Here is a 16,704-nt window from a genome sequence, read left to right as displayed (position 1 = left end):
TGCCTATCTCTCATTTGACCACCTCAGCAAGGAGGTCTGTCGCCTACTTGGCGGCTACGGGTCTGAGCGCACGATTAATTTTGAATAGCCACTTACAAGAATGTTGGCCCCGATTCGATAAGTCACTGAATTCTCAGACCACAGGGGCCGGTTTCAGGCCAAAATCGGGCTGAAAGTGTCGAACTCGGGAGCGCCGCTCTCGCTGGTGGTGCGATGCCCGCTCAGCTCAACACGGACAGAGCCGTTGCACGAGGGCGACCAGGTCGTTAGGGTTTCACCCATGGCGAGTGGTCCTCTTGAATCGCGTTCTAGCAGAAAAATACTGATTCTAAAAGAGAAAACATCTCGCCATCTTCATTTTCAGGCTGCCCTTATGAATAAGTCAGGTTGATGCTGGCAGGCAGGTACAAGAATGCGTACAATGTATGCTGGTGTCGAGGAGGAAAGAATGGATACCGTGACCTACAGCCACTTTCGCAGTCACCTGGCCAAGGTGCTGGACCGGGTCAACGATGATCACGTGCCGGTGCTGATCACCCGCCAGAACGGCAAGCCCGCTATCGTGATGTCGGTAGAAGACTTCAAGTCCTACGAGGAGACCGCTTACCTGATGGCGAGCCCGCGCAACGCCCAGCGATTGAACGAGGCCATCGCCGAGGTGGAGCGGGGCGAGGACACTGAGCATGGCCTTATCGATTCATGATGCTGACCTGGGCCAGCCAGGCCTGGCAGGACTATCTCTACTGGCAGTCACGCGACAAGAGGGCCCTCAAGCGCATCAACATGCTGATCAAGGACATCCAGCGACAGCCATTTGATGGCCTGGGCGATCCCGAGCCGTTGCGGCACCAGTGGTCGGGATACTGGTCGCGACGCATCGATCGGGAACATCGCCTCGTCTACAAGGTAACCGACAGGGCTATCGTGATCGTTCAATGCCGATACCACTATTGATCCCTACTGGCCGAGCACGCCCTCGAGCAAGCCGCCAGGGCGCCTGACGGCGCCAGTCGCGAGGCGGAGCCTCCCTCCTGCCATGATCTCGCCAGCCAATGGCGGTTTCGGCAACCATCGGGCGATTTCACGCTAATGCGCGATGACCCCAATTTCCGCCAAGCCTGAATCCTTGCCCCCTTGCTTGGCTCCTTGGCCGCCTACACTGGGTGTAATCCACCGGCAGGGAGGCCAGCGCGATGCCCGACGTATCCCGTACCACGTTCCACCCCGTCCCCGAGATTCGCCACCACGGCGGCGCCAGCGGCGTGACCGGCAGCTGCCACCGCTTCCAGCTGGCGCCGGACCGCGCCGTGCTGATCGACTGCGGCCTCTTCCAGGGCCAGGACGCCGAGGCCCGGGACAGCCTCGAACAGCATCGGGTCATCTTCCCGGTGGAGGATGTACTGGCGCTGGTGGTGACCCACGTGCATATCGACCATATCGGCCGGCTGCCCTACCTGCTGGCGGCGGGGTGGCGGGGACCGATCCTCTGCTCGGTGCCCTCGGCCCGGCTGCTGCCGCTGGTGATCGAGGACGCCCTGAAGGTGGGCTTCACCCGCGACCGGGCGCTGATCGAGCGCTTCCTGGCGGAGGTGGAGCCCCATCTGGTGGCACTGGAGTATCGCACCTGGCACACCCTGGTGGACGACGCCCGCCACCGGCTGCGGGTGCGCCTGCAGCGCGCCGGGCATATCCTCGGCTCCGCCTACGTGGAGCTCGACAGCCTGGACCGCGAGACGGGGGCTGCCCACCGCACGCTCTTCTCCGGCGACCTGGGCGCGCCCCATGCGCCGCTGTTGCCGGCACCCAGGCCGCCGTGGCGCTGCGACACCCTGGTGCTGGAGAGCACCTACGGCGACCGCGAGCACGAGGATCGCCGCCACCGCCGGGATCGGCTCAAGGCCGCCATCGACCGGGCCCTGGCCAACGGCGGCACGGTGGTGATCCCCGCCTTCAGCATCGGCCGCACCCAGGAGCTGCTCTACGAGTTGGAGACGCTGATCTACCGGGCCGGCAGCGCGCGCTGGCGGGAGCTCGAGATCATCGTCGACTCGCCCCTGGCCGCGCGCTTCACCGAGGTCTACCGCGAGCTCAAGCCCTGGTGGGACGCCGAGGCCCACCGGCGGCTGCGCGGTGAGCGCCACCCGCTGAGCTTCGAGAACCTCTACACCGTGAGCTCCCACGAGGAGCACGAGCGCACCCTGTCGTACCTCGCCGAGAGCGGCCGCCCGGCGGTGGTGATCGCCGCCAGCGGCATGGTCAGCGGCGGCCGGGTGGTCAACTACCTGAAGCGGATGCTGGGGGATGCGCGCCACTGCGTGCTGTTCACCGGCTACCAGGGGGCGGGCACCCCGGGGCGCGACATCCAGCGCTACGGCCCCCGCGGCGGCTGGGTGGAGCTCGACGGCGAGCGCATCGACATCCGCGCCCGGGTGGAGACGGCCTCCGGCTACTCGGCCCACGCCGACCGGCGCAACCTGCTCGACTTCGTGCGCCGCATGCGCTACCCGCCGCGCCATGTCCGGCTGGTGCACGGCGACCCGGCAGCCCAGCGCGCCCTGCGCGAGACCCTGCTGGCCTGGGCCGATGGGGCAGGGCACCCGCTGGAGGTGAGCCTAGGATGTGAGCAGGGGTAAGCGGCCAAGCGCCGAGCGCCGAGCGTCGAGCAGCCAAGGTGAGATGGTCAAGCAGCCAAGTTGAGATGATTCTGGTGGGAGCCCGATTTATCGGGCGATTCAGTTGGCTGAGTTGTCATTGACTCAATAGGTTCTCGGCAGTGCCAACACCGCTATCGCCCGGCAGAGCCGGGCTCCCACCAGTAGGGGCAGGTCTCCCACCGGCAGGAACAGGCCGGGGTGGTAGGCTTCATCGCCGATATATCAGTCCACCGACGATCGGATTCCCATCCGCTGGTCGGAAGGGCCTGACGGCGGGGCGGCCACGCGTTACGCTAGGCGGCGGCCCTCCACGAGAGATACCTCATGTTCCAGCGCATCCTGGTGGTCTGTACCGGCAATATCTGCCGAAGCCCGGTGGCCGCGGCGATGCTGCGGGCGCGCCTGCCGGGGCGGGAGGTGCACTCCGCGGGCCTGGGGGCCCTGGGGGGCCACGGGGTGGAGCCCACGGCGGCGGCGCTCGCGCGGGCCGATGGCCTCGAGGTGACCGAGCATCGCGCCCGACAGCTCACCGCCGAGATGCTGGCCGCTGCCGATCTGGTGCTGGTGATGAGCGAGGGGCAGCGCCGCGCGGTGGCCACGCTGGTCCCCGAGGCGCTGGGCAAGACGATGCTGCTCGGCAGGTGGCTCGAGGGCGGCCAGGGTCGGGAGATTCCCGACCCCTACCGCAGGCCCCAGCAGGTGTTCGAGCAGGTTCACGGGCTATTGAAGCAGGCGACGGCGGCCTGGGCGAAGCGGCTCCAGGGACCCGGTAGCCCAGGCTGACCGGTGCGCCATTGACAGGATAGGAACGCAATGAAGGGATCACCCATGAAGATCGCCATCGCCGGTACCGGCTACGTCGGCCTCTCCAACGCCATGCTGCTGGCCCAGCACAATCGGGTCGTGGCGGTGGATATCGTCCCCGAGCGGGTCGCCATGCTGAACGAAGGGCGCTCGCCCATCGAGGATGCCGAGATCAGCGAGTTCCTGGCCCACCGCCAGCTGGACTTCACGGCGACCCTGGACAAGGAGGCCGCCTACCGCGATGCCGACTTCGTGGTGATCGCGACCCCCACCGACTACGACCCGACCACCAACACCTTCGATACCTCGAGCGTCGAGGCGGTGATCCAGGACGTGATGGCGATCAACCCGTCGGCGGTGATGGTGATCAAGTCCACCGTGCCGGTGGGCTACACCGCCGAGGCCTGCCGGCGCTTCGGCACCGAGAACCTGCTCTTCTCGCCGGAATTCCTGCGCGAGGGCAGGGCGCTCCATGACAACCTGCACCCGTCGCGGATCATCGTCGGCGAGCACTCCGAGCGCGGCGAGGCCTTCGCCGCCCTGCTCAAGCAGGGGGCGCTGGATGACGAGATCCCGGTGCTCTTCACCAACAGCACCGAGGCGGAGGCGATCAAGCTCTTCGCCAATACCTATCTCGCCATGCGGGTGGCCTACTTCAACGAGCTGGACAGCTACGCCGAGACCCACGGCCTGGATACCCGCCAGATCATCGAGGGGGTGGGGCTCGACCCGCGCATCGGCAAGCACTACAACAACCCCTCCTTCGGCTACGGCGGCTACTGCCTGCCCAAGGACACCAAGCAGCTCCTGGCCAACTACCAGGACGTGCCGAGCAATATCATCGCGGCCATCGTCGATGCCAACCGCACCCGCAAGGACTTCATCGCCGAGCAGATCCTCAAGAGCAAGCCGCGGGTGGTGGGGGTCTACCGGCTGATCATGAAGACCGGCTCCGACAACTTCCGCGCCAGCGCCATGCAGGGTGTCATGAAGCGCATCAAGGCCAAGGGTATCGAGGTGGTGGTTTATGAGCCGGTACTCGCAGAGGAGACCTTCTACGGCTCCCGGGTGATCCGCGACCTCGACGCCTTCAAGGCGGAAGCCGACGTGATCCTCAGCAACCGCATGGCGGCCGAGCTAGAGGACGTCGCCGCCAAGGTCTACACCCGCGACCTCTTCGGCAGCGACTGAGGGGGCGAGGGTGGCACTGCCGTTCCCCCGATATGCGGGTCGCTCCCTTCATGATGGGGGCGTGCAGTCAGCCCGTCTCGGCAGCGCCCCGCCAGGCGGCGACCAGCTCGCGGGCCTGCCGCCCGACCTGCTCGGGTGTCTGGCCGGGGCGGTAGAGGGCGCCACCGAGCCCGGCGCCGTCGATGCCGGCGGCTCGCCAGGCTGCGAAGTTCCCGACCCCGATGCCGCCCACGGCGTAGAGCCGGGTACCTTCCGGCAGCACGGCGCGCAGCGCCTGCATGCCGTCGATGCCGACCTGGACGGCGGGGAACAGCTTGAGGCCGGTGGCGCCCGCGTCCAGGGCATCGAAGGCCTCGGAGGGGGTGACGATGCCCGGCCAGCTCTTCAGGCCGAGGCGGTGGGTGGTTTCGATCACCGCCGGGCGGCAGTTGGGCGAGACCACCAGCCGCCCACCGGCGGCCTGGACGGCGTGGACCTGGGCGACCGTCAGCACGGTGCCTGCCCCCACCAGGGCGCGCTCGCCCAGCGCCTCCACCAGGCGGCGGATGCTCTCCAGCGGCTCGGGGGAGTTGAGCGGCACCTCCAGGGTCGTGATACCGGCGGCAACCACTGCCTCGCCCACCGCCACCGCCTCCTCGGGGGTGACGCCGCGCAGGATGCCGATCAGAGGCAGGGGCTCAGGAAGGGTCATGGGGTGTCTCCCGTGTCGTGTCTCATTCGGCGAGGGGTGGGCGGGCCGGGGTTCGATGGGTCAGAGTTCGATGGGTCTGCGCGATAGCCCAGGGCAAGGCCGGCCAGCACGGTGCGCTCGCCGTCCAGGCAGCGGCTGGCGTGGCCGGCGGCCTCCAGTGCCAGGGCATACCGGTCACAGAGTGCCGCATCGCCGATCAGGGTAATGGGCCCTTCTGGCGCCTTGCCCGGGTTGGAAAGGGCCAGGCCGGCCAGCTCCAGACCAATGGTGAGCCCCGAGAGACGCGCGGCCAGGCGGGTGGCGCGGGCACTGCCGGGGGGCAGGTCGGCGTCCAGCAGGTCAGCGGCGCGCAGGCCGAAGAGGCGTGCCGAATAGCGCCCGGGCTCGGCCAGGCTCTCGCGGACGGCCGTGACGAAGGCTTCGCGGCCGCCGGAGTCGGCCAGATCGTGCTCGCCCTGTGCCTGATCCAGCGAGTGCCTCAGCACCGACTGTCGGGCTAGCAGCGCGTAGAGCTCGCCAGTGAGGAAGGTGGTGAAGTGGCTTACCGCACCTTGCTCGAGGCGGGCCCACTTGGCGTGGGTGCCGGGCAGGCAGACGAGTCCCGTGGCTTCGGGCTTGCTGGCGACCAGGCCGGCGAGCTGGGTCTCCTCGCCGCGCATCACGTCGAAGTGGCCGGCGGTGGTCTGGCAGAGTCCCGGCAGCAGCCGGACCCGAAGCCGTGAATCCTGGCAGGGCGGCGACACGGCTCCCCGGGCCAGGGCGTCCAACCGGGTCGGCACCGGCAGGTAGGCGGCCTCGCGCCAGCCCTGTCTGGCACCGGCCATGCCGCAGACCAGCACATCCAACTGGCCACGACTGGGCAGCCAGTCGCCGATCACCTTCAGCAGGGCGCTCTCGTAGTCGTCCGGGGCCAAGGAGAGCATGCCGCGGTCGCTGCTGGCGTGGGCCAGGACGGCGTCATGGGCGTCCAGCGCCCAGGCGCGCAGCCGGCTGGAGCCCCAGTCGACGCCGATCCAGCGCACTCGCTCGGCCAGGCTTTCGCTCACCATTCGGCCACCGAACCGTCGTCGTGGGTCCACAGCGGGTTGCGCCAGCGGTGGCCGACCTTGGCGCGCTCCTCGACGAACGCCTCGTCGATCTCCACGCCGAGCCCTGGCCCCTGGGGGATGGCGCAGAAGCCGTCCTCGATGGCCAGCGCCGACGGGTCGACCAGATAGTCCAGGACGTCGTTGTCCTGGTTGTAGTGGATGCCCATGCTCTGCTCCTGGATGAAGGCGTTGTGGCTGACCGCATCCAGTTGCAGCGAGGCGGCCAGGGTCAGCGGGCCCAGCGGGCAGTGGGGCGCCAGCGCCACATCAAAGGCCGAGGCCAGGACGGCGATCTTGAGTCCCTCGCTGATGCCGCCGCAGTGGGAAAGGTCGGGCTGGACGATGTCGATCATGCCGTCGGCCAGCAGGTCGCGGAACTGGAAGCGGGTATGCAGCCGTTCGCCCGTCGCCAGCGGATAGCCGAGCCCGCCGGCGATCTCCTTCAGGCAGGGCAGATGCTCGGGCGCCACCGGCTCCTCGACGAACATCGGGTGGAAGGGCGCCAGTTCGCGCAGCAGCGCCTTGGCCATGGGTCGATGCACCCGGCCGTGGAAGTCGATGGCGATGCCCACGTCGGGGCCCACGGCCTCGCGGGCTTCGGCCACCCGGGCCACCGCCTCGTCGACCTTGCGGTGGGAGTCGACGATCTGAAGCTCCGCCGTGCCGTTCATCTTGAAGGCGGTGAAGCCCTGCGCTACCAGCGCCTGGGCGCCGGCTCCCACGTCGCTGGGGCGGTCGCCGCCGGTCCAGGCGTACATGCGCATGCGGTCGCGCACTGCGCCACCCAGCAGCTGATGGACGGGGACGCCCAGGTCGCGGCCCTTGAGGTCCCACAGCGCCTGGTCGATGCCGGCGATGGCGCTCATCAGGATCGGGCCGCCGCGATAGAAGCCGCCGCGGTACATCAGGTTCCAGAGATGCTCGATGCGGTGGGGATCCTGGCCGACCAGGAGGTCGGCCAGTTCGTGGACGGCGGCCTCCACGGTGGCGGCACGCCCCTCGACGACCGGTTCGCCCCAGCCGTAGCAGCCCGCATCGGTCTCGATCTTGAGGAACAGCCAGCGCGGCGGCACCTGCCAGGTCCTGAGTCGGGTGATCTTCATCGCATTGCCTCGCGTCGCGCAGGCGGGACGCCTGTGGGGTGGTTGAGGTTCTGGGAGCACTATGGCGCGATGTATGCTTGTATGACAAGTCGACTCGGCACGCGCGGCTCGACGCGTCAGGCGTGTCAGCCGGGTGCCACTCTCGTCGCGTCACGAAAAGGAGTTCCGCAGCCCCATGAACAAGAACGCATTCAAGCAGCGCCTGCTTCGCGGTGAGCCCATGACGGGCGTCTGGCTGGGACTGGCCAGCCCCTACGTGGCGGAACTCGCCGCCACCGCCGGCTTCGACTGGCTGCTGCTGGACGGCGAGCATGCCCCCAACGACCTGGCCAGCCTGCTGGGTCAGCTCCAGGCCATCGCCCCCTATGCCAGTGCGCCGGTGGTGCGCCCGCCCGTGGGCGATACCGTGCTGATCAAGCAGTACCTGGACATCGGCGTGCAGAACCTGCTGATCTCCATGGTGGAGACGGCAGAGCAGGCCGCCGAGGTGGTGGCCGCCACCCGCTATCCTCCCGAGGGCGTGCGCGGCATGGGCAGCGTCCTGGCCAGGGCCTCGCGTTGGGGCCAGGTCGAGGACTACCTCGACCACGCTGGCGAGGAGATCTGCCTGATCCTGCAGCTGGAGAGCCCCGGGGCGCTGGCCAACCTGGAGGCCATCGCGGCGGTGGAGGGGGTGGACGGGCTGTTCATCGGGCCGGCGGATCTTTCCGCCGCCATGGGCCACCGCGGCAATCCCGGACATCCCGAGGTCCGCGCGGCCATCGACGACGCCATCCGGCGGATCCGCGCCGCCGGCAAGGCCGCGGGGATCATCACGCTCGACGAGGCCGAGGCTCACGGCTACCTGGAAGCCGGATGCGGCTTCGTCGGGGTGGGGGTCGATGCCCTGGTGCTGGCCGAGGGGCTGCGTGGGCTGGCCGAGCGGTTTCGCTCGGCCTGATCGACGCGCTCAAGGTCCTGATTCCCGCTCACGTGCTTTCTCCCTCGAGCAGGGTGAAGCCGGCGATGGCGATCTGGCCGGCTTGATATACCGTTATCACGATGCCTGCCCGTTCCCTGGCATCCTCGCGTAACGTCTTCAACCTGATAGTGGAGTCCTGCAATGAGTCACCCCCTGCGTGTCGGCATGGTCGGCGTGGGCCTGATGGGCCACGGCATCGCCAGCAACATCCTGAAGGCCGGTCACCGGCTCTCCTTCCTGGACCACCCCGGCAACCAGCCGGTAGAGGACCTGCTAGCCGCCGGTGCCCAAGCCCGGGCCTCGGGGCGCGAGGTGGCCGAGGGCGCCGAGGTGATCATCCTTTGCGTGACCGGCTCGCCCCAGGTCGAGGCGGTGCTGTTCGAGCCCGATGGTGTGCTCGAGGGGCTGCGCGAGGGTAGCGTGGTGGTCGACTGTTCCACGGCACTGCCGAGCTCCACCGAGCGGGTCGCCGCACGCGTGCAGGCGGCGGGAGGCCGCTTCATGGACGCGGCCATGACGCGAACCCCCAAGGAGGCGGCAGAAGGGCGGCTCAACCTGATCGTGGGGGCGCCCGAGGCCTTGTTTACCGAGCTGCATCCGCTGCTCGAGAGCTTCGCCGAGAACATCACCCATGCCGGGGCGGTGGGCGCCGGGCATACCCTCAAGCTGGTCCACAACTTCGTCTCCCTGGGGTTCTCGGCGGTGCTGGCCGAGGCCACCGTGGCCGCCCGCCATGCCGGCATCGACGATGCGGCCTTCCTGGAGGTGCTGGGCAAGGGCGGCGGTGGCGGGGTTATCCTCGAGCGACTGCGCCCCTTCATCGAGGCCGGCGACGCCTCCGGCTTCCGCTTCAGCGTGGCCAATGCCAGCAAGGATATCGGCTACTACCATGCCATGACCGACGAGCTCGGCGTGGCCCGCGGTGTGGCGGCCGCGGTTCGCGAACTCTATGGCTCGATCGACGACCAGGGACTGGCGGTGCCGGAGATCATACGGGAACTGGAGGCGATGGCCGCCGACCAGGCTCAGTCCGAAAACTAGCTGCGCGCGGCCAAACGGCGAAAAGGGTTCATCGCATGCGTGCCTTCGCGCGGCGAGGCCAGTCACCGCCTGTCAGGCAATATCCGGCCGGGGTTCATCAGCCCGGCCGGGTCGAACAGGGCCTTGATGCCCTCCACCAGTTCCCGCTCCACCGGCGAGAGACGCGCCAGGTAGGCGGCCTGCTTGGTGCGGCCGATGCCATGCTCGGCGCTGAGGCTGCCGCCGAACTCATCGAGGATCTCGAACAGCCGGGTCTCCAGGTCGTGGAGGTGGGCCTTCTTCTGCGTTTCGGCCATCCCCGCTGGCGGCAGGATGTTGAAGTGCAGGTTGCCGTCGCCGACGTGGCCGTAGGCGATGATCTCGCAGTCGGGGGAGCGTGCATGGATCGCCCGGCTGGCCTGGGCCACGAAGTCGGGGATCGCCGAGATGGGCACCGAGATATCGGTGCGCAGGTGTTCGCCGCGCCGCCGCTGCCCCTCCAGCATGCTCTCCCGGAACTGCCATAGCCTTGCCGCCTGGGCGTCGCTAGAGGCCAGTGCCCCGTCCCTGACCAGGTTGGCCTCCATGCCGTGGGCCAGCAGCCCCTCGAGCATGGCGTCCAGGTCCATAGCGCCGCTCGCACTGACCTCCATCAGCACGTACCAGGGGTCGGGCGCGTCCAGCGGTTCGGTGAGCTCGGGGGTGGCCTCCATGGCGAGCTCCAGGCAGCGCCGGGGGATCAGCTCGAAGGCGCTGAGCAGGTCGCAGCACTCGCGCCGCGCCCGGCCGTAGAGGGCGATCACCGCCTCCACCGAGGGCAGCCCGAGCAGTGCCGTGCGGCTCTGGATGGCGCGGGGCGAGAGCTTGAGCACCGCGCCGGTAACGATACCCAGCGTCCCCTCGCTGCCGAGGAACAGCTGGGCGAGGGCATAGCCGCGGTTGTCCTTGTGCAGGGCGGTCAGGCCGTCCCAGACCCGGCCGTCGGGGAGCACCACCTCCAGCCCCAGCACCAGCTGACGCATCATCCCGTGGCGCAGCACGTTGAGGCCGCCGGCGTTGGTGGCGATGTTGCCACCGATCTGGCAGCTGCCCTGGGCGCCCAGCGAGAGCGGGAAGTCGCAGTCATGCTCGGCGGCCGCCTGCTTGATGGTCTCCAGGATGCAGCCGGCGTCCACCGTCATGGTGAAGTTGACCGGGTCGATGTCGCGGATCCGGTCCAGGCGCTCCAGGCTGATCACCAGCTCGCCGCCGTCGGCGGCGGGCAGGGCGCCGGCCACCAGGCCGCTGTGGCCGCCCTGGGGTGTCATGGCTACGCCATGGGCCCGGCAGAGTCGCACCGTCTCGGCCACCTCCGTGGTGGAGGCGGGCCGTGCCACCGCCAGCGGCATGCCCAGGCGCTCCCCCGCCCAGTCGCTCAGGTAGCGGGCCATGGCCGCGGGGTCGCGCAGCAGGCCGCGCTCCCCCAGGCGCTGGTGCAGGGCATCGAGCAGGTCGGCGTGCGGGCTCGGGTGGTCCATGTCACGCCTCCTCCTGCCAGGCGGCGCCGTCGGGGAAGCGGTGCCGGGCCAGGGCGTCGGGGCTCATGGTGATGCTGTAGCCCGGCGCTTCGGGGACCCGGTAGCGACCGCGCTCGATCACCACCGGATCGAGGAAGTGCTCGTGGAGGTGGTCGACATACTCCAGCACGCGCCCATCGAGGCTGCCGGAGACGGCGATGTAGTCGAACAGCGAGAGGTGCTGGGTGTATTCGCACAGGCCCACGCCGCCGCCGTGGGGGCAGACCGGCACGCCGAACTTGGCGGCCATCAGCATCACCAGGATCACCTCGTTGAGCCCGCCGAGGCGGGCGGCATCGAGCTGGCAGTAGTCCAGCGCCTCGGCCTGGAAGAACTGCTTGAACATCACCTTGTTGTGGCAGTGCTCGCCGCTGGCCACGCCGATGGGGGCCACGCGGTGGCGGATCTCGGCGTGGCCGAGGATGTCATCGGGGCTGGTGGGCTCCTCGATCCATAGCGGGTCGAACTCGGCCAGGCGGCGCATCTTCGCCACCGTCTCGTCGACCTCCCACACCTGGTTGGCATCCATCATCAGCACGTTGTCCCAGCCGATCTCCTCGCGCAGCAGCGCGGCGCGGCTAGCATCCTCCTCGAGGTTGCCGCCGATCTTCTGCTTGAAGTGGGTCCAGCCCTGGGCCAGGGCCTCACGGGCGAGGCGCCGCACCTTGTCGTCGTCGTAGCCGAGCCAGCCCGCCGAGGTGGTGTAGCCGGGGTAGCCGTCGCGGCGCATCTCGCCCTCGCGGTCGGCCTTCCCGGCCTCCTGCCGGCGAAGCAGCGCGATCGCCTCCTCCGGGGTCAGGGCGTCGGTGACGAAGCGGAAGTCGAGGCAGCGCACCAGCTGCTCCGGGGTCATGTCGGCCAGCAGCTTCCATACCGGCTTGCCCTCGCGCTTGGCCCACAGGTCCCAGAGGGCGTTGACGATGGCCGCGGTGGCCAGGTGGATGGCGCCCTTGTCGGGGCCGATCCAGCGCAGCTGGCTGTCGCCGGTGAACTCCCGCCAGAAGGCGCCCATGTTCTCGGTGATGGCGGCCAGGGAGCGCCCCTCGACCAGCGGCGCCAGCGAGCGCACCGCGGTGACGACGATCTCGTTGCCGCGGCCGATGGTGAAGGTCAGGCCGTGCCCCTCGGGGCCTTCGTCGTCGACGTGGAGGATCACGTAGGTGGCGGAGTAGTCGGGCGCGGCGTTCATGGCGTCCGAGCCGTCCAGCGAGCGGGAGGTCGGGAAGCGGATGTCCTGGACCTCGACTTGGGTGATGGTGGTCATGGTTGGCTCCGAATGGGGGTGGACGGTTCAGCGGGTTGCCAGGTGGCGCATCAGCTCGCGGATGCCGAAGGTCCAGGGCGGCAGCCGGTCGCTGCGGCCGACCGGGTTGACCAGTGCGCCCAGTGCAGGGGTAGCGATGGTGACCCGGTCGCCGAGGTGGTGGGTGAAGCCCTGGCCCGGGCCATCGCGGTCCTGGATGGGGGAGAACATGGTGCCGAGGAACAGCATGAAGCCGTCCGGGTACTGGTGGTGGTCGCCGATGGTCTGGCGGACCAGGTCGAGCGGGTCGCGGCTGATCTCGCGCATGTCGCTGGCTCCCTCTAGCCGGAAGCCGTCGTCCTCGCCCTCGATGCGCAGCGAGACCTGGCACTGGCGCACGCTGTCGAGGGTGAAGCGCTCATCGAACAGGCGGATGAACGGGCCCAGGGCGCAGGAGGCGTTGTTGTCCTTGGCCTTGCCCAGCAGCAGGGCGCTGCGCCCTTCGATGTCGCGCAGGTTGACGTCGTTGCCGAGGGTGGCGCCCTTGACCCGGCCGCGGCTGTCAACGGCGAGCACGATCTCCGGCTCGGGGTTGTTCCAGCGCGAGGCGGGATGCAGGCCCACGGCGGTACCGAAGCCCACCGAGGAGAGCGGCTGGGCCTTGGTGAACACCTCTGCGTCCGGCCCGATGCCGACCTCCATGTACTGGGACCAGGCGCCCCGCGCCTGCAGGGCCTGCTTGAGGGCCATCGCCTCGTCGGACCCCGGGGTGATGCGCGACAGGTCGGTGCCGATCATCGCCTGGAGCTCGTTGCGCAGCTCGGTGGCGCGGGCCGGGTCGCCGCCGGCCTGCTCCTCGATGACCCGCTCGAGCAGGCTGACCGCGAAGGTCACGCCGCAGGCCTTCACGGCCTGGAGGTCGCAGGGCGCCAGCAGGTAGGGCGCCCGGGCCGGGCTCGCCTGGGAGTTGGCGATCAGGTCCTCCAGGCGGCCCAGCGACGTCCCCTCGGCGTCGCGCACCACCGTCAGCGGATCGTCGTGCTCCAGCAGGTCGGCCATGGTCGGCCCATGGGCCGTTATGTCGATCACCTCGCCCTCGCGCAGCGTGACCAGCGCCGGGCCGGGGCGGTCGCCATCGCACCAGACGCGGCCGACCAGCCGTGCCTCGGTCAGGTCATGGGGAAGAGAGTCTGCAACGGACAGGGGATTCATCGGCGCCTCCGGGTCGGCGAACTGGCGGTTGGTCCGCCAGCGCCTATCATGTTATTGATGTCGTGCTGTATGACAGGTATGCCATCTGTGACTCACTCTAGCGCACCCTCCGGTTTCGGGTCGATAGCCATCGCCACGGGCCGAGAAGGGGCTGGGAGAGTGGGTCGTTCATCACGCCAGCCTTCAGGAGAGTGGCATGTTCGACGAGTGGAAGGGCAAACGGGTATTGATCACCGGCGCCAGCCGGGGCATCGGCGCGGCGGTCGCCAGGCAGCTGGGGGCGCTGGGGGCGAGGGTGGCGGTGCACTACCACGCCAGCGAAGCGCCGGCCGAGGCGGTGGTGCAGGCAATCCGTGAGGCCGGCGGCGAGGCCTTCACGGTCAAGGGCGATGTCAGTCGCGCCGGCGAGGCGACGCGGATCGTCGATGAGGCCGCCAGCGGGCTCGGCGGGCTGGACGTACTGATCAACAACGCCGGCGACATGCTGGGCCGGGTCTCCCTGGACGAGATGGACGACAGGCAGTACGACCGGGTGATGGATCTCAATGCCCGTTCCGTGGTCATGGCGAGTCGGGCGGCGGTGGCCCATTTCCGCCGCCAGGGCGGCGGCAACATCATCCATACCACCTCCATCGCCGCGCGCAACGGCGGCGGGCTCGGTGCCGGCCTCTACGCCTCGGCCAAGGGCTTCGTCAGCACTCTGACCCGTAACATGGCCAAGGAGCTGGCCGGCGAGCATATTCGCGTCAATGCCGTGGCCCCGGGCACCATCGCCACCGACTTCCATGGCCGCCACTCCAACGAGGACCACCTGGCGGCGGCCCGCGCCTCGATTCCCATGGGCCGGCTGGGCACCTCGGAAGAGTGCGTGGGGGCCTACCTGTTCCTGGCCACCGACGCGCTGAGCGGCTATGTCACCGGGCAGGTGATCGAGGTCAACGGCGGGCAACTGATGCCATGAGTACCGCGACCCGCTACGACATCGCCATCACCATGGGCGACCCGGCCGGGATCGGCCCCGAGATCATCTGCCGCGCCCTGGCGGCCATGACGCCCGCCGAGCGCGCCACCACCCTGGTGGTCGGCGACCCGGCCATCTATCGCCGCGCCGCCGAGATGCTCGGGGCCGCGCTGACCTTCGCCCCCCTCGATGCCCCGGCGGCGCCGGCGGACAGCGTGGCGGTGGCGGTGGTCGAGCACCCCGCGGGCGAGGCGATGCCCGACGGTCAGATCAGTGCCGCCGCCGGCGACATGGCCTTTCGCTGCGTGAAGGCGGCGGTAGAGCTGGTGCAGTCGGGACGCGCCGGGGTGATCGTCACCGCCCCGCTCAACAAGGCGGCGCTGCATGCCGCCGGCCACCACTACGACGGCCATACCGGCATGCTGGCGGCGCTGACCGGGGCGCCGTCCTCGTTCATGCTGCTCGCCTCCGAGACGCTCTCGACCCTGCATGTCTCGACCCATGTGTCGCTGCGCGAGGCGATCGAGCGGGTCACCCCCGAGCGCATCACCGCCACGGTCAAGGCGGGCCACGCGCACCTGGTCAAGCTGGGCATGGCGGCGCCGCGCATCGCGGTGGCCGGGCTCAACCCCCACTGCGGCGAGGGCGGGATCTTCGGCGACGAGGACGACCGGATCATCGCCCCGACGGTGCGGGCACTGCGCGAGGCAGGGCTGGACGTGCAAGGGCCGATCTCGGCGGACACCGTCTTCTACCGGGCGAGCCGCGGCGAGTTCGACCTGGTGGTGGCCCAGTACCACGACCAGGGCCACATCCCGGTCAAGCTGATCGCCTTCGATACCACGGTCAACGTCAGCCTCGGCCTGCCGATCCAGCGCACCTCGGTGGACCACGGCACGGCCTTCGATATCGCCTGGCAGGGGCGGGCGGATGCCACCAACCTGGGCTCGGCCATCGCCTACGCCCGCCGGCTGGTGGCAGGACAGTCTGCATGAGCCGCTGCCGGGTGGCGATCGTCGCCGACGACCTGACCGGGGCACTGGATGCCGCCGCGCCCTTCGCCGCGAGGGGGGCCGTGACCCGGGTGGTGATCGCCCTGGAGCAAGTGGAGACGGCGCTTTCGTCCTGGGCGGGCGACATGCCCGAGGTGATCGCCGTGAATACCGAGTCCCGCCACCTGGCGCCCGAGGCCGCCGCGGCGCGGGTGGCCCGGGCAGCCCGCGCCCTGGCGCCCCTCGCCCCCGAGTGGTGGTTCAAGAAGATCGACTCGACCCTGCGCGGCCAGGTGGTGGCCGAGGCCCTGGCGCTACGCCGGGCCACCGGTCGCCGTGTGCTGCTGGCCCCGGCGGTACCGGCCCAGGGGCGCACCGTGCGTGACGCCGAGGTGCGGGTGGACGGCGAGCCGCTGGCCGCCACGGCTTATGGCCAGGACGCCCGCTCGGCACCGCCGGCGGGCCCGCTGGACCGGCTGTTCGCCGGGGCGGGCGTGCCGCTGGCTCGCTACCGTCCGCTGTCGGGGGCCCTACTGCCGGACACCGACTGCGTCTGCGATGCGGCCGTCCCGGCGGACCTGGCGCGGATCCAGGACGCCATGGGCGCGGCCGCCGCCGACTGGCTGCCGGTGGGAGCGGCGGGGCTGGCCGGCGCCATGGCCCGGCGGCTGTTCGGCGAGGGCAGACCCCGGCAGCCGTCCCTTGCCGGGGTAACGCGGCGCCTCTATGCGCTGGGGTCGAGAAGCCCCCGCGCCGCCGAGCAGCTGGCCCGCCTGCGCCAGACCTCGCCCGGGCTGGCGGTGGTCGAGGCGCTGGGGCCGGGCATGGCCGCGCCGCCAGCGGGGGAGGGGGGGCTGGTGGTGGTGCCCGGGGCCGGTCAGGCCTCGGCCGAGGCGGTCGCCGCGGCCATGGGCGAGCGGGTCGCGAGCCGGGTGGCGGCGTGGCCGGCGGGCGCCGGGCTGTTGTTGCTGACCGGCGGTGACACTGCCATGGCGGCGCTGCAGCGGCTCGGCGTGGCGTCCATCGAGGTGGTGGCCGAGTGGGCCCCGGGTGTGCCTCTGGGGCGCCTGGAGGGCGACCCGGCGCGACCGGTGATCACCAAGGCAGGAGGCTTCGGGGAGCCTGATCTGCTGGCGGCGCTCGAGCGGGAGCTGGCGGCCTCGACACGGGCCGCCAGCGAGTGTGACCAAGGTTGACGATCCGGGTATTGCGCGCCCACGCCAGAGCG

At 69.8% G+C, this 16,704-nt stretch carries 16 protein-coding genes; 10 read left to right on the top strand and 6 right to left on the bottom strand.

Annotation, left to right across the window (positions count from 1 at the left end; genetic code table 11):
* Positions 1–448 precede the first annotated feature (448 nt).
* The 5 genes from BDK63_RS09410 (at position 449) to BDK63_RS09390 (ending at position 4,649) form a co-directional block, all read left to right on the top strand.
* Positions 449–703, top strand: coding sequence for a type II toxin-antitoxin system Phd/YefM family antitoxin (locus BDK63_RS09410; protein ID WP_183331216.1), 255 nt, complete (start codon positions 449–451; stop codon positions 701–703).
* Positions 700–954, top strand: a complete 255-nt coding sequence (locus tag BDK63_RS09405; RefSeq protein ID WP_183331214.1) for a Txe/YoeB family addiction module toxin — start codon at positions 700–702, stop codon at positions 952–954. Before BDK63_RS09410 ends, BDK63_RS09405 begins: the two co-directional genes overlap by 4 nt.
* 239 nt (positions 955–1,193) lie before the next feature.
* Positions 1,194–2,633: an MBL fold metallo-hydrolase RNA specificity domain-containing protein gene (locus tag BDK63_RS09400; RefSeq protein WP_183331212.1), complete on the top strand. Its 1,440-nt coding sequence runs from the start codon at positions 1,194–1,196 to the stop codon at positions 2,631–2,633.
* 345 nt (positions 2,634–2,978) lie between these two features.
* Positions 2,979–3,437, top strand: coding sequence for a low molecular weight protein-tyrosine-phosphatase (locus BDK63_RS09395; protein WP_183331210.1), 459 nt, complete (start codon positions 2,979–2,981; stop codon positions 3,435–3,437).
* Between the two features lie 45 nt (positions 3,438–3,482).
* Positions 3,483–4,649, top strand: a complete 1,167-nt coding sequence (locus tag BDK63_RS09390) for a nucleotide sugar dehydrogenase (protein ID WP_183331232.1) — start codon at positions 3,483–3,485, stop codon at positions 4,647–4,649.
* A gap of 67 nt (positions 4,650–4,716) precedes the next feature.
* Here BDK63_RS09390 and BDK63_RS09385 read toward each other — a convergent pair whose 3' ends face one another.
* The 3 genes from BDK63_RS09385 to dgoD are packed head-to-tail and all read right to left on the bottom strand — an operon-like array spanning position 4,717 to position 7,531.
* Positions 4,717–5,340, bottom strand: a complete 624-nt coding sequence (locus tag BDK63_RS09385; protein ID WP_183331208.1) for a 2-dehydro-3-deoxy-6-phosphogalactonate aldolase — start codon at positions 5,338–5,340, stop codon at positions 4,717–4,719.
* Positions 5,337–6,389, bottom strand: coding sequence for a 2-dehydro-3-deoxygalactonokinase (locus BDK63_RS09380; protein WP_183331206.1), 1,053 nt, complete (start codon positions 6,387–6,389; stop codon positions 5,337–5,339). The genes BDK63_RS09385 and BDK63_RS09380 overlap by 4 nt, the downstream gene beginning before the upstream one ends.
* Entirely contained in the window at positions 6,383–7,531 is a 1,149-nt protein-coding gene (gene dgoD / locus BDK63_RS09375) for a galactonate dehydratase (protein ID WP_183331204.1), read from the bottom strand. Before dgoD ends, BDK63_RS09380 begins: the two co-directional genes overlap by 7 nt.
* A gap of 175 nt (positions 7,532–7,706) precedes the next feature.
* Here dgoD and hpaI point away from each other — a divergent pair, with 175 nt between their 5' ends.
* A complete protein-coding gene (hpaI, locus tag BDK63_RS09370; RefSeq protein ID WP_183331202.1) occupies positions 7,707–8,471 on the top strand; it encodes a 4-hydroxy-2-oxoheptanedioate aldolase in 765 nt (254 codons plus the stop codon).
* Positions 8,472–8,633: 162 nt separating this feature from the next.
* Positions 8,634–9,533 (top strand): NAD(P)-dependent oxidoreductase, encoded by a 900-nt coding sequence (locus BDK63_RS09365; RefSeq protein WP_183331200.1) that lies wholly within the window; start codon positions 8,634–8,636, stop codon positions 9,531–9,533.
* Positions 9,534–9,595: 62 nt separating this feature from the next.
* Here the strand turns inward: BDK63_RS09365 and BDK63_RS09360 are convergent, their stop codons facing one another.
* Genes BDK63_RS09360 through BDK63_RS09350 form a run of 3 tightly spaced genes read right to left on the bottom strand, consistent with a single transcriptional unit; the run spans position 9,596 to position 13,523 of the window.
* Positions 9,596–11,029: an FAD-binding oxidoreductase gene (locus tag BDK63_RS09360; RefSeq protein ID WP_183331198.1), complete on the bottom strand. Its 1,434-nt coding sequence runs from the start codon at positions 11,027–11,029 to the stop codon at positions 9,596–9,598.
* 1 nt (position 11,030) lies between these two features.
* Positions 11,031–12,332, bottom strand: coding sequence for an L-fuconate dehydratase (locus BDK63_RS09355; RefSeq protein ID WP_183331197.1), 1,302 nt, complete (start codon positions 12,330–12,332; stop codon positions 11,031–11,033).
* A 27-nt stretch (positions 12,333–12,359) separates the two neighbouring features.
* A complete protein-coding gene (locus BDK63_RS09350; protein WP_183331195.1) occupies positions 12,360–13,523 on the bottom strand; it encodes a fumarylacetoacetate hydrolase family protein in 1,164 nt (387 codons plus the stop codon).
* Positions 13,524–13,719: 196 nt separating this feature from the next.
* Between BDK63_RS09350 and BDK63_RS09345 the strand changes: the two genes are divergently transcribed.
* The 3 genes from BDK63_RS09345 to BDK63_RS09335 are packed head-to-tail and all read left to right on the top strand — an operon-like array spanning position 13,720 to position 16,672.
* Positions 13,720–14,484 (top strand): SDR family NAD(P)-dependent oxidoreductase, encoded by a 765-nt coding sequence (locus BDK63_RS09345; RefSeq protein WP_183331193.1) that lies wholly within the window; start codon positions 13,720–13,722, stop codon positions 14,482–14,484.
* On the top strand, positions 14,481–15,479 hold the full coding sequence (gene pdxA, locus BDK63_RS09340; protein ID WP_183331191.1) for a 4-hydroxythreonine-4-phosphate dehydrogenase PdxA: 999 nt from the start codon (positions 14,481–14,483) through the stop codon (positions 15,477–15,479). The genes BDK63_RS09345 and pdxA overlap by 4 nt, the downstream gene beginning before the upstream one ends.
* On the top strand, positions 15,476–16,672 hold the full coding sequence (locus tag BDK63_RS09335) for a four-carbon acid sugar kinase family protein (protein ID WP_183331189.1): 1,197 nt from the start codon (positions 15,476–15,478) through the stop codon (positions 16,670–16,672). The genes pdxA and BDK63_RS09335 overlap by 4 nt, the downstream gene beginning before the upstream one ends.
* Positions 16,673–16,704 lie beyond the last annotated feature (32 nt).

It is taken from the genome of Halomonas campaniensis (assembly GCF_014193375.1).
Lineage (GTDB): Bacteria > Pseudomonadota > Gammaproteobacteria > Pseudomonadales > Halomonadaceae > Halomonas > Halomonas campaniensis.
Note: the sequence above shows the minus strand (reverse complement) of the source record. Positions and strands in the feature narration are given on the sequence as shown.

Excerpts from the sequence above, each read along its gene's own strand:
- BDK63_RS09385 (WP_183331208.1), bottom strand. The coding sequence starts at position 5,340 with ATGACCCTTCCTGAGCCCCTGCCTCTGATCGGCATCCTGCGCGGCGTC.
- BDK63_RS09410 (WP_183331216.1), top strand. The coding sequence starts at position 449 with ATGGATACCGTGACCTACAGCCACTTTCGCAGTCACCTGGCCAAGGTG.
- BDK63_RS09400 (WP_183331212.1), top strand. The coding sequence starts at position 1,194 with ATGCCCGACGTATCCCGTACCACGTTCCACCCCGTCCCCGAGATTCGC.
- BDK63_RS09365 (WP_183331200.1), top strand. The coding sequence starts at position 8,634 with ATGAGTCACCCCCTGCGTGTCGGCATGGTCGGCGTGGGCCTGATGGGC.
- BDK63_RS09405 (WP_183331214.1), top strand. The coding sequence starts at position 700 with ATGATGCTGACCTGGGCCAGCCAGGCCTGGCAGGACTATCTCTACTGG.
- BDK63_RS09335 (WP_183331189.1), top strand. The coding sequence starts at position 15,476 with ATGAGCCGCTGCCGGGTGGCGATCGTCGCCGACGACCTGACCGGGGCA.
- BDK63_RS09395 (WP_183331210.1), top strand. The coding sequence starts at position 2,979 with ATGTTCCAGCGCATCCTGGTGGTCTGTACCGGCAATATCTGCCGAAGC.
- BDK63_RS09355 (WP_183331197.1), bottom strand. The coding sequence starts at position 12,332 with ATGACCACCATCACCCAAGTCGAGGTCCAGGACATCCGCTTCCCGACC.
- BDK63_RS09350 (WP_183331195.1), bottom strand. The coding sequence starts at position 13,523 with ATGAATCCCCTGTCCGTTGCAGACTCTCTTCCCCATGACCTGACCGAG.
- pdxA (WP_183331191.1), top strand. The coding sequence starts at position 14,481 with ATGAGTACCGCGACCCGCTACGACATCGCCATCACCATGGGCGACCCG.
- BDK63_RS09345 (WP_183331193.1), top strand. The coding sequence starts at position 13,720 with ATGTTCGACGAGTGGAAGGGCAAACGGGTATTGATCACCGGCGCCAGC.
- BDK63_RS09390 (WP_183331232.1), top strand. The coding sequence starts at position 3,483 with ATGAAGATCGCCATCGCCGGTACCGGCTACGTCGGCCTCTCCAACGCC.
- BDK63_RS09380 (WP_183331206.1), bottom strand. The coding sequence starts at position 6,389 with ATGGTGAGCGAAAGCCTGGCCGAGCGAGTGCGCTGGATCGGCGTCGAC.
- hpaI (WP_183331202.1), top strand. The coding sequence starts at position 7,707 with ATGAACAAGAACGCATTCAAGCAGCGCCTGCTTCGCGGTGAGCCCATG.
- BDK63_RS09360 (WP_183331198.1), bottom strand. The coding sequence starts at position 11,029 with ATGGACCACCCGAGCCCGCACGCCGACCTGCTCGATGCCCTGCACCAG.
- dgoD (WP_183331204.1), bottom strand. The coding sequence starts at position 7,531 with ATGAAGATCACCCGACTCAGGACCTGGCAGGTGCCGCCGCGCTGGCTG.